Annotated in this window: 15 protein-coding genes and 5 tRNA genes; 6 read left to right on the top strand and 14 right to left on the bottom strand. The window is 69.4% G+C overall.

Features of this window, described 5'->3' with window-relative positions; all coding sequences use genetic code 11:
* Positions 1–84: 84 nt before the first annotated feature.
* Both ABZ953_RS11640 and ABZ953_RS11635 read left to right on the top strand, forming a co-directional pair.
* Entirely contained in the window at positions 85–318 is a 234-nt protein-coding gene (locus ABZ953_RS11640) for an Lrp/AsnC ligand binding domain-containing protein (protein ID WP_361720591.1), read from the top strand.
* A gap of 20 nt (positions 319–338) precedes the next feature.
* Positions 339–836: a DUF3515 domain-containing protein gene (locus tag ABZ953_RS11635; protein ID WP_361720588.1), complete on the top strand. Its 498-nt coding sequence runs from the start codon at positions 339–341 to the stop codon at positions 834–836.
* Positions 837–882: 46 nt separating this feature from the next.
* On the opposite strand, the gene ABZ953_RS11630 is transcribed toward ABZ953_RS11635, so the two are convergent.
* Genes ABZ953_RS11630 through ABZ953_RS11620 form a run of 3 tightly spaced genes read right to left on the bottom strand, consistent with a single transcriptional unit; the run spans position 883 to position 3918 of the window.
* Positions 883–2064: a D-alanine--D-alanine ligase family protein gene (locus tag ABZ953_RS11630; RefSeq protein ID WP_361720585.1), complete on the bottom strand. Its 1182-nt coding sequence runs from the start codon at positions 2062–2064 to the stop codon at positions 883–885.
* A gap of 46 nt (positions 2065–2110) precedes the next feature.
* Positions 2111–3139 (bottom strand): NAD(P)H-dependent glycerol-3-phosphate dehydrogenase, encoded by a 1029-nt coding sequence (locus tag ABZ953_RS11625; RefSeq protein ID WP_361720582.1) that lies wholly within the window; start codon positions 3137–3139, stop codon positions 2111–2113.
* On the bottom strand, positions 3136–3918 hold the full coding sequence (locus ABZ953_RS11620) for a lysophospholipid acyltransferase family protein (protein ID WP_361720579.1): 783 nt from the start codon (positions 3916–3918) through the stop codon (positions 3136–3138). Before ABZ953_RS11620 ends, ABZ953_RS11625 begins: the two co-directional genes overlap by 4 nt.
* A 198-nt stretch (positions 3919–4116) precedes the next feature.
* On the opposite strand from ABZ953_RS11620, the gene cofC reads away from it, so the two are divergent.
* Positions 4117–4752 carry a 2-phospho-L-lactate guanylyltransferase gene (cofC, locus tag ABZ953_RS11615; protein ID WP_361720576.1) on the top strand — a complete coding sequence of 212 codons (636 nt, stop codon included), beginning with the start codon at positions 4117–4119 and terminating at the stop codon, positions 4750–4752.
* Between the two features lie 14 nt (positions 4753–4766).
* Positions 4767–4970 (top strand): hypothetical protein, encoded by a 204-nt coding sequence (locus ABZ953_RS11610; RefSeq protein ID WP_361720573.1) that lies wholly within the window; start codon positions 4767–4769, stop codon positions 4968–4970.
* 94 nt (positions 4971–5064) lie between these two features.
* Here ABZ953_RS11610 and ABZ953_RS11605 read toward each other — a convergent pair whose 3' ends face one another.
* The 4 genes from ABZ953_RS11605 to leuC all read right to left on the bottom strand — a co-directional run bounded on the left by ABZ953_RS11605 (position 5065) and on the right by leuC (position 8435).
* Complete coding sequence (locus tag ABZ953_RS11605; RefSeq protein ID WP_361720570.1) at positions 5065–5766, bottom strand: HU family DNA-binding protein; 702 nt, start codon at positions 5764–5766, stop codon at positions 5065–5067.
* 161 nt (positions 5767–5927) lie between these two features.
* Entirely contained in the window at positions 5928–6164 is a 237-nt protein-coding gene (locus ABZ953_RS11600; RefSeq protein WP_361720567.1) for a hypothetical protein, read from the bottom strand.
* Between the two features lie 247 nt (positions 6165–6411).
* On the bottom strand, positions 6412–7005 hold the full coding sequence (gene leuD / locus ABZ953_RS11595; protein ID WP_361720564.1) for a 3-isopropylmalate dehydratase small subunit: 594 nt from the start codon (positions 7003–7005) through the stop codon (positions 6412–6414).
* A 5-nt stretch (positions 7006–7010) separates the two neighbouring features.
* The gene (gene leuC, locus ABZ953_RS11590; RefSeq protein WP_361720561.1) at positions 7011–8435 is read right to left on the bottom strand and encodes a 3-isopropylmalate dehydratase large subunit; all 1425 of its coding nucleotides are present in this window, start codon (positions 8433–8435) and stop codon (positions 7011–7013) included.
* Positions 8436–8615: 180 nt separating this feature from the next.
* Between leuC and ndgR the strand changes: the two genes are divergently transcribed.
* Positions 8616–9332: an IclR family transcriptional regulator NdgR gene (gene ndgR, locus ABZ953_RS11585; protein ID WP_338700923.1), complete on the top strand. Its 717-nt coding sequence runs from the start codon at positions 8616–8618 to the stop codon at positions 9330–9332.
* A gap of 136 nt (positions 9333–9468) precedes the next feature.
* Here the strand turns inward: ndgR and ABZ953_RS11580 are convergent, their stop codons facing one another.
* Positions 9469–9957 (bottom strand): DUF4188 domain-containing protein, encoded by a 489-nt coding sequence (locus tag ABZ953_RS11580; RefSeq protein ID WP_361720558.1) that lies wholly within the window; start codon positions 9955–9957, stop codon positions 9469–9471.
* Between the two features lie 139 nt (positions 9958–10096).
* Between ABZ953_RS11580 and ABZ953_RS11575 the strand changes: the two genes are divergently transcribed.
* The gene (locus ABZ953_RS11575; RefSeq protein ID WP_361720555.1) at positions 10097–10753 is read left to right on the top strand and encodes a MerR family transcriptional regulator; all 657 of its coding nucleotides are present in this window, start codon (positions 10097–10099) and stop codon (positions 10751–10753) included.
* A gap of 42 nt (positions 10754–10795) precedes the next feature.
* Here the strand turns inward: ABZ953_RS11575 and ABZ953_RS11570 are convergent.
* The 6 genes from ABZ953_RS11570 to ABZ953_RS11545 form a co-directional block, all read right to left on the bottom strand.
* A tRNA-Glu gene (locus ABZ953_RS11570) sits at positions 10796–10868 on the bottom strand.
* Between the two features lie 28 nt (positions 10869–10896).
* Positions 10897–10968 (bottom strand) — tRNA-Gln (locus ABZ953_RS11565).
* Between the two features lie 31 nt (positions 10969–10999).
* Positions 11000–11072: transfer RNA gene (locus ABZ953_RS11560), tRNA-Glu, on the bottom strand.
* A gap of 62 nt (positions 11073–11134) precedes the next feature.
* A tRNA-Glu gene (locus ABZ953_RS11555) sits at positions 11135–11207 on the bottom strand.
* A 56-nt stretch (positions 11208–11263) separates the two neighbouring features.
* Positions 11264–11335 (bottom strand) — tRNA-Gln (locus ABZ953_RS11550).
* 87 nt (positions 11336–11422) lie between these two features.
* Positions 11423–12151, bottom strand: coding sequence for an HAD family hydrolase (locus ABZ953_RS11545; RefSeq protein ID WP_361720552.1), 729 nt, complete (start codon positions 12149–12151; stop codon positions 11423–11425).
* Between the last annotated feature and the right edge of the window lie 164 nt (positions 12152–12315).

Genomic DNA, 12315 nt, shown 5'->3' with positions numbered 1-12315 from the left:
CCGGGTCTCCCCGTGGCGAGCGGCGACGCGGTACCGTGGCGTCCCTTCCCCCCACATGATCCTCGTGGCCGCCCTGGAGGTTCCGTGGTACAGGCGTACATCCTGATCCAGACAGAGGTCGGCAAGGCGTCGACCGTCGCCGAGCTCATCGGCAAGATCGCAGGAGTGATCCAGGCCGAGGACGTGACCGGACCCTACGATGTCATCGTGCGCGCCCAGGCGGACACGGTGGACGAACTCGGCCGCATGGTGGTCGCCAAGGTCCAGCAAGTGGACGGCATCACCCGAACCCTGACCTGCCCGGTCGTGCACTTGTAGCCCCCGTCTACCCTGGCCCGGTGAACATCCCCCGTCTCCGGCGCCGCTGCCTCGCAGGAACATCCGCCGTCGCGCTGCTGATCACGGCAGCAGCCTGTTCAGCTACGGACGACGAGGCGTCAGTGGTGGTTCCTTCTCCGGCCGCGAAGGCCGCCGGACTCTGCCGGGACCTGCACGAACAGCTTCCGGAGAAGATCGAAGGACTGGGGCGCACCGACCCCGGACCGAAGTCCGAAATGACCGCCGGGTGGGGTGACCCGGCGATCATACTGCGCTGCGGCGTGCCGCGGCCCCCCGAGATGATCGATCCCTCGTACGCCAAGGACAACGGCGTGCGGGTGAACGGCGTCGCCTGGCTCCTGCAGAAGCGCGACGACGGCTCGTACACCTTCACCACCGGGGCGCGGCTCGCCTATGTCGAGGTGACCCTGCCCAAGGAGCGGACGGGGGACGGTCTGGGTCCGCTCACGGACTTCGCCGCCCCCGTCAAGAAGACGATCCCCAAGGGCATTGCCTGACCCCGTACGGGACTGACCCGTACGGGACCAACCCCGTACGGGACCGTCAGCGCAGGCCCGTGGAGCGGTTGAGGGCCGACTGGATGAGCCGGTCCAACAACTCCGCGTAGCCGATGCCGCTCTTCTCCCACATCTGCGGGTACATCGAGATGGGCGTGAAGCCCGGCATCGTATTGATCTCGTTGATCACGAACCGGCCGTCCTCGGTGAGGAAGAAGTCCGCGCGCACCAGGCCCTCGCAGGACGCCGCCTCGAACGCCTCGACGGCGAGCCGCTGGATCTCGGCGGTCTGCTCGGGCGTCAGCGGCGCCGGCACGATCCCGGGCGTCGAGTCGATGTACTTCGCCTCGAAGTCGTAGTAGTCGTGCGTCTGCACGGGCGGGATCTCGGCCGGGACGCTCGCGCGCGGGCCGTCCTCGAACTCCAGGACGCCGCACTCGATCTCACGGCCGCGCAGCAGCGCCTCGATCAGGATCTTGGGGTCGTGGCGCTGCGCCTCGGCGATCGCCTCGTCGAGGCCGTCGAAGGACTCGACCTTCGTGATGCCGATGGAGGAGCCCGCGCGCGCGGGCTTGATGAACAGCGGCCAGCCGTGCTCGCCCGCGAAGTCCGCGATGCGCTGCCGGGCACCCGTCTCGTCCTGCTGCCACTCGCGGGGGCGGATCACCAGGTACGGGCCGACGTTCAGCCCGAAGGAGGCGAACACCCGCTTCATGTAGTCCTTGTCCTGGCCGACGGCCGAGGCGAGGACGCCCGAGCCGACGTAGGGCACTCCGGAGAGTTCGAGCAGCCCCTGGAGGGTGCCGTCCTCTCCGTAGGGGCCGTGAAGCATCGGGAAGACGACGTCGACCTCGCCGAGCGCCTTGGGCACGGAGCCGGGCTCGCTGTAGACGACCTCGCGGTTGCCCGGGTCGACCGGGAGCACGACGCCGCCCTCCACGGAGTCGGCGAGTTCGGTGACGTTCGGCATCTTGCGGTCGGCGATGGCCATCCGCTCGGGCTCGTCGGCGGTCAGCGCCCAACGGCCGTCCGTGGTGATGCCGATCGGCAGGACGTCGTACTTGGTGCGGTCGAGGGCGCCGAGGATGGCGCCGGCCGTCACCACGGAGATGCCGTGCTCCGAGCTGCGGCCGCCGAACACGACGGCCACACGCGGCTTGCGGAGCGGCTGCTCAGAGCTCGGCTCGGGGCGCGGCTCAGGGCTCTGGGGGAGGTTCTCGCTGCTCATATCGCGTTGAGGGTACCCGCTGGCCCGTAAGTAGTCAGGCGTGGCGTCAGCGGCGCTCGGGCTTGGCGCTGCGCGACATGAGGTCCTTGAGGGCGACCACGGGGGGCGTGCCCTGGTGCACGATGCCCACGACCGTCTCCGTGATCGGCATGTCGACGCCGTGCCTGCGGGCCAGATCCAGCACAGATTCGCAGGACTTGACGCCCTCGGCGGTCTGCTTGGTGACCGCGATGGTCTCCTCCAGGGTCATGCCCTTGCCGAGGTTGGTGCCGAAGGTGTGGTTGCGCGACAGCGGCGACGAGCAGGTGGCCACCAGGTCGCCCAGGCCCGCGAGTCCGGAGAACGTCAGCGGGTCGGCGCCCATGGCGAGCCCGAGCCGGGTGGTCTCCGCGAGGCCGCGCGTGATGAGCGAGCCCTTGGCGTTGTCGCCGAGGCCCATGCCGTCCGCGATGCCGACGGCGAGACCGATGACGTTCTTGACGGCGCCGCCGAGCTCGCAGCCGAGCACGTCGGTGTTGGTGTACGGGCGGAAGTACGGGGTGTGGCAGGCCGTCTGCAGGCGCTGCGCGACGGCCTCGTCCCGGCAGGCGACCACGGCGGCGGCGGGCTGCCGCGCGGCGATCTCACGGGCCAGGTTGGGGCCCGTGACGACGGCGATCCGGTCGGCGGGGACCTTCGTGACGTCCTCGACGACCTCGCTCATCCGCATGGCGGAGCCCAGTTCGACGCCCTTCATGAGGGAGACGATGACGGTCTCGGGGGCCAGCAGCGGCGCCCACTCGGCGAGGTTTCCGCGCAGCGTCTGCGAGGGCACGGCGAGGACGGTGAAGTCGGCGTCCGCGGCGGCCTGTGCCGGGTCGGTGGTCGCCCGGAGGTTCTCGGGGAGCCCGACGCCGGGGAGGTAGTCCGGGTTGGTCCGGGTGGAGTTGACGGCGTCGACGAGTTCGGCGCGGCGGCCCCACAGGGTGACGTCGCACCCCGCGTCGGCGAGCACCATGCCGAATGCCGTACCCCAGGAGCCCGTTCCGAAGACGGCGGCCTTCACCGGTCCCGCCGGGTTCACGGGGTTCGTCACTTGCTGTCCTCCGAGGTGCTCTCTGCGGTGCCCTGCGCGGCGCTGCGGCCCGCTGCCTTGCGTCGTTGTTCCAGCCGGGCCCTGCGCGGGTCGTACGGCGTCTCGGGGGCCTTCTCGCCCCGGACCTCCTCCAGGAGTTCGGTGATCGCGGCCATGATGGTCTCGGTCACCTCGCGCAGCACCTCGGGCGTCGGCTCCTTGTCGTGGAAGCGCGACAGGTCGACGGGGGGTCCGGCCTTCACCTGGAGGGTCTTGCGCGGGAAGAAGGTGGGCTTCTTGCTGTACGGCGCGAGCGCGAGGTTGGCGCCCCACTGTGCGACGGGGACCACCGGGCACTTGGTCTTCAGGGCGACCCGCGCGGCCCCGGACTTGGCCGTCATCGGCCACATGTCGGGGTCCCTGGTGAGGGTGCCCTCGGGGTAGAAGGCGACGCACTCGCCGCGCTCGATGGCGTCGACCGCGGCGCGGAAGGCGTCGAGCGCGTTGGTGGTCTCGCGGTAGACCGGGATCTGCCCCGTGCCCCTCATGATCCTGGCGACAAAGCCGCCCTTGAAAAGCCCGTCCTTTGCCAGGAATCGCGGCACTCGTCCGGTGTTGTACTGGAAGTGCGCGTACGAGAACGGGTCGATATGGGAGTTGTGATTCACCGCGGTGATGAATCCACCGTCGGCCGGAATGTGTTCCATTCCACGCCAGTCCCGCTTGAACAGAACCACCAGCGGCGGTTTTGCAATCACCGCCGCCAGGCGGTACCAGAAGCCGATTCTGCGGCGGGACACGCGGACACCTTCCTCCATGAGCCTGGTCGGCCGCACAAGTGTCGCCCCAGGCTGCCTGTCTGTCGAGAACACCGTACGCCCACCCGTCTCGCACCACCGCTCCTGCGTGACCGCACCGCGCACCACCCCCTCGCGACTCCCCCGCACCCCGCCCCCTCAGCAGGTCACAATGGGCCCGACGCGAAGGACGGAGCGCCCGTGCAGTGGACCCTGGTCATCCCCCTGAAACCCCTGGCGCACGCCAAGAGCAGGCTGTCCGCCACCTCCGGGGAGGCACTGCGCCCCGGCCTGGCCCTGGCGTTCGCGCAGGACACCGTGGCGGCCGCCCTCGCCTGCCCGGCGGTTCGGGATGTGGCGGTCGTCACGGACGACCGCCTCGCGCGGCGGGAACTCGCGGCGCTGGGCGCCCGCATCGTCGCCGATCCCCCGGGAGGTGGCCTGAACGCCGCTCTGACGCACGGCACGGCCCTCGTGCGCGCCGCGCGGCCCGAAGCGGCCATAGCGGCCCTGAACGCCGATCTGCCGGCGCTGCGCCCCCTGGAATTGGCCCGCGCACTCGACAGCGCCGCGCCATTTCCCCGTGCATTCATGCCGGATGCCGCCGGAAGCGGGACAACACTGCTGTGCGCGGCGGCGGGAACGGAATTGCGTCCCGCGTTCGGTACGGCTTCGCGGGCCCGCCACTCGGCGTCCGGCGCCGTGGAACTCCCACTCGACGGCGTCGATTCCGTACGCCAGGACGTGGACACCGGCGAGGACCTGCGGACCGCGCTCGCGCTCGGCGTGGGTCCGCGCACCGCGGCGGCCGCGGCCCGGCTGCTCATCGCCGACTGAGTACGCTGCTCCCCATGCAGGCCACCGCGTACACGTACGACTCCGAGACCCGCAGCGGCAGTGTGCTGCTCGACGACGGCACCCCGGTGCCCTTCGAGGCGCCCGCGTTCGACGCGGGCGGGCTGCGGTTGCTGCGGCCGGGGCAGCGGGTGCGGATCGAGGTCGAAGGCTCGGGCGAGGCGCGCCGCATCACGCTGGTGACCCTGCAGACGTTCTGAGACCGGGCGTCGGCCGGAAGAAGAACCGGAACACACGACGCGGGCCGGGCTCCCCCGTGGGAGTCCGGCCCGGCGCGTGAGTGCCCTCGTGCCCTTACTTCTTGCGGGCCGTGGCCTTCTTGGCGGTCGTCTTGCGCGCCGTGGACTTCTTGGCCGGCGCCTTCTTGGCGGTGGCCTTCTTCGCCGGCGCGGTCTTCTTGGCGGTGGCCTTCTTGGCGGGCGCGGCCTTCTTGGCGGTGGCCTTCTTCGCCGTCGCCGTCGCCGTCGCCTTCTTGGCCGTGGCCTTCGTGGCCGTCGCCTTCTTGGCGGGGGTGGCCTTCTTGGCGGCCGCCTTCTTCGCCGTCGCCGTGGTCTTCTTGGCGGTGGTCTTCTTGGCGGTGACCTTCTTCGCCGTGGCCTTCGTCGCCGTCTTCTTGGCGGTGGCCTTCTTGGCCGCGGCCTTCTTGACGGTCGCGGAAGCGCCGCCGGTCAGGCTGCCCTTGGGGGCCTTCTTGACCGCGACATCGTTCTTCGGGAGCTTCTTCGAGCCGCTCACCAGGTCCTTGAAGCCCTGTCCCGCACGGAAACGCGGAACCGAGGTCTTCTTGACCCGCACGCGCTCCCCGGTCTGCGGGTTGCGGGCGTAGCGGGCCGGACGGTCGACCTTCTCGAACGAGCCGAAGCCGGTGACCGAAACCCGGTCCCCGCTGACCACGGCACGGACGACGGCGTCCAGGACCGCGTCAACGGCGTCGGCGGCCTGCTGGCGGCCGCCCACCTTGTCGGCAATCGCTTCTACGAGCTGCGCCTTGTTCACGTCTTCCCCTTCGGAGACATTGCCGGGAGCGAAATACTCCGGCTTTTTCGCACGTTAGGCAGATATATACCGCAAATCAAACACGAAACGGGCTAATCACCCTTGTGCCGCAACGAAGTGGCTCATCTCGGAGTTCCTCGAAGGCCCGTTGAGGCTGCCGCTCAGGTGTCTTGGGGGAATCGGCCCTCGTCGGCTTCATCGAGGGACGCCATCAATCGCTCCAGACGCCTTGCCGCATCGGCGAGATCGTGTTTGGCCGCGGCCGTAATGACCAGCAGCTTCCGGGTCAGCGCCATCCGTACGCCCTCCGGGACTTGCAGTGCGCGCACTCTTGAGTGCGCTTCCTTCAGTTGGTCCGCGACGAGCCCGTAGAGCTCGAGTTGGCTGTCACGTCCCATGCACCGATTGTGCCATCTGGGGCGAGTTGTCGCCTCCGCAGGGGGTAACTGCCGCCGTCGGACGCCCTCATGAGGGTACCCCGTCTCGCCGAGTACAAGGGGATTTCCAGCCTCTTCTTCCTTCTCGGCCAAGGGAGTTGAGACCACCCGTTCAGGTCATCGGGGCCCCGGCAGAGGCGCACACAGATGTACCCCCAACCGTCCACGATTGGGGGTACATCAGGGTGTGGCGAGGTGTTGCGAGGTGTCAGACCCGCACGGTCCGCGGCTTGTACGAGGGGCGCTCCGTCTCGTACGCGGCGATGGCCGGCTCGTTCTTCAGGGTGATGCTGATGTCGTCCAGGCCGTTCAGGAGCCGCCAGCGGGCGTTCTCGTCGAGTTCGAAGTCGGCGGTGATGCCCTCCGCCCGAACTTGGCGATCCTGCAGGTCAACGGTGATCTCAGCCTGCGGGTCGCGCTCCGCGAGCTCCCAGAGCGCGTCCACGACCTGCTGGTCGAGCACCACGGTGAGCAGGCCGTTCTTCAGCGAGTTGCCACGGAAGATGTCGGCGAAGCGGGAGGAGATGACCGTCTTGAAGCCGAAGTTCTGCAGCGCCCAGACCGCGTGCTCGCGGGAGGAGCCGGTGCCGAAGTCGGGTCCGGCCACCAGAACGGAGGCGCCCTGGCGCTCGGGCCGGTTGAGCACGAACTCCGGGTCCTTGCGCCAGGCCTCGAAGAGCCCGTCCTCGAAACCGTCCCTGGTGACCTTCTTCAGCCAGTGGGCGGGGATGATCTGGTCGGTGTCGACGTTGCTGCGGCGCAGCGGTACGGCCCGGCCGGTGTGCGTGGTGAATGCTTCCATCGTTCTCAGACTCCGGCGGTCACGGGGGCGTCGGACAGATCGGCGGGCGAGGCCAGGTGGCCGGTGACCGCGGTGGCGGCGGCGACCTGCGGGGAGACCAGGTGGGTGCGCCCGCCCTTGCCCTGCCTGCCCTCGAAGTTGCGGTTCGACGTGGAGGCCGAGCGCTCACCGGGAGCGAGTTGGTCGGGGTTCATGCCCAGGCACATCGAGCACCCGGCGTGCCGCCATTCGGCTCCCGCGGCGGTGAAGACCTTGTCCAGGCCCTCCTCCACCGCCTGGAGGGCGACCCGGACGGAACCGGGGACGACCAGCATCCGTACGCCGTCGGCGACTTTGCGGCCCCCGACGATGGAGGCGGCCGCACGCAGGTCCTCGATGCGGCCGTTGGTGCAGGATCCTACGAAGACGGTGTCCACCTTGATGTCGCGCAGCGCCTGCCCTGCGCTCAACCCCATGTATTCCAGGGCCTTTTCGGCGGCGTACCGCTCCGAAGCGTCTTCGTACGAAGCCGGATCGGGGACGTTCGCCGAAAGCGGCGCTCCCTGGCCCGGGTTGGTGCCCCAGGTCACGAACGGGGCCAGCGAGGCGGCGTCGATGTAGACCTCGGCGTCGAAGACCGCGTCGTCATCGGTCTTCAGGGTCTTCCAGTACGCCACCGCGGCGTCCCAGTCCTCGCCCTGCGGGGCGTGGGTGCGGCCCTCGATGTAGTCGAAGGTGGTCGCGTCGGGGGCGATCATCCCGGCGCGGGCGCCCGCCTCGATGGACATGTTGCAGATGGTCATGCGGGCCTCCATCGAGAGCTTCTCGATGGCCGATCCGCGGTACTCCAGGACATAGCCCTGACCGCCGCCGGTGCCGATCTGCGCGATGATCGCGAGGATCAGGTCCTTGGCCGTGACGTCGTCGGGCAGTTCGCCGTCGACGGTGATGGCCATGGTCTTCGGGGGCGCCATCGGCAGCGTCTGGGTGGCGAGCACGTGCTCGACCTGGGAGGTGCCGATGCCGAACGCCAGCGCGCCGAAGGCGCCGTGGGTGGAGGTGTGCGAGTCGCCGCAGACCACCGTGGTGCCGGGCTGGGTCAGGCCCAGCTGCGGTCCCACCACGTGGACGACGCCCTGCTCGACGTCGCCCAGGGGGTGCAGGCGCACGCCGAACTCCGCGCAGTTCTTGCGCAGCGTCTCCAGCTGGGCACGGGAGACCGGGTCGGCGATGGGCTTGTCGATGTCGAGGGTCGGGGTGTTGTGATCCTCGGTCGCGATGGTGAGGTCGAGCCGCCGCACCTGCCGGCCGGCCTGACGGAGTCCGTCGAAGGCCTGCGGGCTGGTCACCTCGTGCAGCAGGTGCAGATCGATGAAGAGGAGGTCGGGCTCGCCCTCGGCGCGCCGGACGACGTGGTCGTCCCAGACCTTCTCCGCGAGTGTCCTACCCATCGCTTTCCCTCCGACCGGCCGCTTCGCCGGCCCAACTAGAGAATCCGTTCGCCGACGCGCGTACCCCTCGTGCCGCACGTAGACCGCCGATCCGTTGGTCCGCGGATCGCTCGTACAGAGTGGCGCGTCTCGCAGAATATTGAACTTGCGTTTCACAGAGTGAGACGCGAGTATCGACGCATGGACAACTCTAGCGGCGTCGGCGTTCTCGACAAGGCGGCCCTTGTCTTGAGCGCCCTGGAGTCCGGTCCGGCCACCCTCGCGGGCTTGGTCGCGGCCACCGGGCTCGCACGACCCACGGCTCACCGACTGGCCGTGGCACTGGAACACCACCGGATGGTGGCACGGGACATGCAGGGCCGCTTCATTCTCGGCCCCCGCCTCTCGGAACTCTCGGCGGCGGCCGGCGAGGACCGGCTCCTCGCCACGGCGGGCCCGGTCCTCACCCACCTGCGCGACGTCACGGGCGAGAGCGCGCAGCTCTACCGCCGCCAGGGCGACATGCGCATCTGCGTGGCCGCGGCGGAGCGCCTCTCGGGCCTGAGGGACACCGTCCCGGTCGGCTCGACGCTCACGATGAAGGCGGGCTCATCGGCCCAGATCCTGATGGCCTGGGAGGAGCCCGAGCGCCTGCACCGCGGTCTCCAGGGCGCCCGCTTCACGGCCACGGCCCTCTCGGGCGTACGCCGCCGGGGCTGGGCCCAGTCGATCGGCGAGCGCGAGCCGGGCGTCGCGTCCGTCTCCGCGCCCGTGCGCGGCCCCTCGAACCGCGTGGTCGCCGCCGTCTCGGTCTCCGGACCGATCGAGCGCCTGACCCGCCACCCCGGCCGCATGCACGCCCAGGCGGTCATCGACGCGGCGGGACGCCTCTCCGAGGCCCTGCGCCGCACCGGCTGACGCTCCGGGCGCCCGCAGCGCCCGTCACGCACACAAGCGCCGGAAGGAACCGCCTCAACGCCGCGGCGGCTCCTTCCGGCGCTTTCTTCTGTCACCCCGGGTTTCTCTGTCACCCCGGGCCGTGCGGGCAAGACAGTCAGGCCGCCGTCCTCAGTCGTTCGGCGGCCCGGTCCCCGCGGCGCCCGACCGGAATCACGCCGGTCGCCGCGCCAAGCCCGAACCGGGGCATGTTGATGTACACGGCCTCATGGGCGCCGGCCGGCACGACGAACGTCTCGTGCCAGAAGCCGACCTTCCCCTTGCCCTCCCTGAGGCGACGGTTGAAGGCCGCCCACGCGGGCCGGTGCTCCTTGCCCTGGGCCGTGGAGTAGGCGAGGAGCTTCTCCTGCGACTCCCAGTACTGCACCACGTAGAGCATGCGCGGCGCCCCGAAGAGCAGCTGGTAGCCCAGCATCCCGACCTCCGCGTCCTGGGAGAGCTCCCTGAGCATGCGCGGCATCGCCCGGAAGAGGGGCCACCAGCTGCGCACGGCGCGGAAGTTGTTGATGCGCATCCCGATGTGGAAGACGACCACCTCCCCTTCCCTTTCAGCGGTCATGCGCCCATCGATCGGCTTGTCGCTCATGACGGTTCCCCCTTGCTCGACCCTTGCTCGACCCTTGATCAACCTTTGGATAGCTTCACTATCCATGATTGGATAGTGCCACTCTCCAATGAGGACCGCAAGAGCAGCGCAAGAGCAGCGCCAGAGGAGGCACGAACCGATGAGACTGGCGGAGCTGAGCCGACGCAGCGGGGTCCCCACGGCCACGATCAAGTACTACTTGCGCGAGGGTCTGCTGCCGCCCGGCCGACGGGTGACGGCGACGCAGTCCGAGTACGACGACGCCCACCTGGAGCGGCTCCGGCTCGTGCGGGCCCTGGTCCAGGTGGGCCGGGTCCCGATCGCGTCGGCGCGCGACGTGCTCACCGCCCTGGAGGACGACTCGCTGGACCACAACTCCCGTCTGGGCACGGCCGTCGGGGCCCTGCCGCACGGTCCGGAATCGGCCGAGGACGACGCGTCGGACGCGCAGGCGCGCCGCACGGTGGACGTACTCCTCGCGCGGCTCGGCTGGCAGTACGCGCAGAGCCACAAGGAGGAGTTCCCGGCCTACCGGATGCTGGTGACCGCGGTCGCCACGCTGGCCCGGCTCGGATATCCGTGCGCCGTCGAGGACTTGGCGCCCTATGCGCACGCGGGGGGCCAACTGGCCGAGAGCGACCTGGACTTGATAGAGCGGTACGAGTCGCCCGACCGGCAGTTGGAGGCGGCCGTCGCGCTCACGGTGCTGTACGAGCCGGTGTTGCTGAGCCTGCGCCGCATCGCACAGGCCGAGGAGTCCCACCACCGCTTCGGCGAACAGCGCGCCGGGGAATGACGAAGGGGCCCTCCCTGACGGGAAGGCCCCTTGCCGTATCTGTACCCCCGACCGGATTCGAACCGGCGCTACCGCCTTGAGAGGGCGGCGTGCTAGGCCGCTACACAACGGGGGCGTGGATCTTGTGTCGCCACATGATCCGGCTGGGCTACCAGGACTCGAACCTAAACTAACGGAACCAGAAACCGTCGTGCTGCCAATTACACCATAGCCCAATGTGGTCTAGACCAGGTCTAGTACCTACAGTACCCCCGACCGGATTCGAACCGGCGCTACCGCCTTGAGAGGGCGGCGTGCTAGGCCGCTACACAACGGGGGCCCTAGCGATCCTGCATCAGTGACAGTGGGTGCGACCCGATCTGTCCCCGCGGGAAGGATCTGTACCCCCGACCGGATTCGAACCGGCGCTACCGCCTTGAGAGGGCGGCGTGCTAGGCCGCTACACAACGGGGGCCTTGCGGATGCTGTGTCATTGCACGACACCCGCGGTTTGCAGATGAGCTCTGCGAGCTGGCCTACCAGGACTCGAACCTAGACTAACGGAACCAGAAACCGTCGTGCTGCCAATTACACCATAGGCCATCAAAACTCAACCCCTTGCGGGGGTTTTATTTGATGTGCGCTTCCCGGCCGGACCTTTCGGCCCTCTCGGGCGGCGCAGGAAGAACATTACCCGAAGGTGGACGGCGCTCCAAAACGGGTATCCGCACGCAGCAGCGCGGGGAGCTCGGAGAGCTCCTTGATGCGGTGCACGCCCGACGGGCCCTCCCCCGCCGCACCGTTGCGGTCGAGCCAGATGCCGAGCAGACCGGCGTCCCTGGCGCCCCTCGCGTCGATCTCCGGCTGGTCGCCGACGTAGGCGATCTCGGCGGGTTCGAGCCCCAACGTCGTGCAGACCGCGCGGAAGGCCTCCGCGGCGGGCTTGGAGAAGCCGAGGTCGGCGGCGCACAGGACCACCTCGAAGCGGCTGCGGATGCCGAGGACGGTCAGCTTGCGGTCCTGGACGACCAGGGCGGAGTTGGAGAGCACCGCCTGCCGGTACTCACCGGCGAGGGCGTCCAGGGTCGGGACGGTGTCCGGGAAGAGGGACCAGGCCGACTCGTAGTGACCGACGTAACGCGTGAACCAGGCGTCGGCGTCCGGGTCGGACAAGGCCGGGCTTTCGAGGAAGTCCCGTACGCGGTCGCGGCGCTGCTGCTCGAAGTCGACCTCACCGGCGCCGAAGCGGGCCCAGTGGCGCTCCGTGAGCCGCCGCCACAGGACCAGGGCGCGCTCGGCCGACTCGTACCGCTCCAGGAGCCCCTCGGCGCTCAGGTGGGCCCGCATGCCGGTGCTGTCGGCCCGCGCGTAATCGAAGATCGTGTCGTCGATGTCCCAGACCACGGCTTTGATCGGCATGTCTTCGACCGTAACGCCCGGCGCGCCTCCCGGCTGGGGGTTCGGGGGTCATCCCCCGAGGAACACAGTGTCGATGTCCCAGACCACGGCTTTGATCGGCATGTCTTCGACCGTAACGCCCGGCGCGCCTCCCGGCTGGGGGTTCGGGGGTCATCCCCCGAGGA

Source organism: Streptomyces sp. NPDC046465, from assembly GCF_040646035.1.
Lineage (GTDB): Bacteria > Actinomycetota > Actinomycetes > Streptomycetales > Streptomycetaceae > Streptomyces.
Note: the sequence above shows the minus strand (reverse complement) of the source record. Positions and strands in the feature narration are given on the sequence as shown.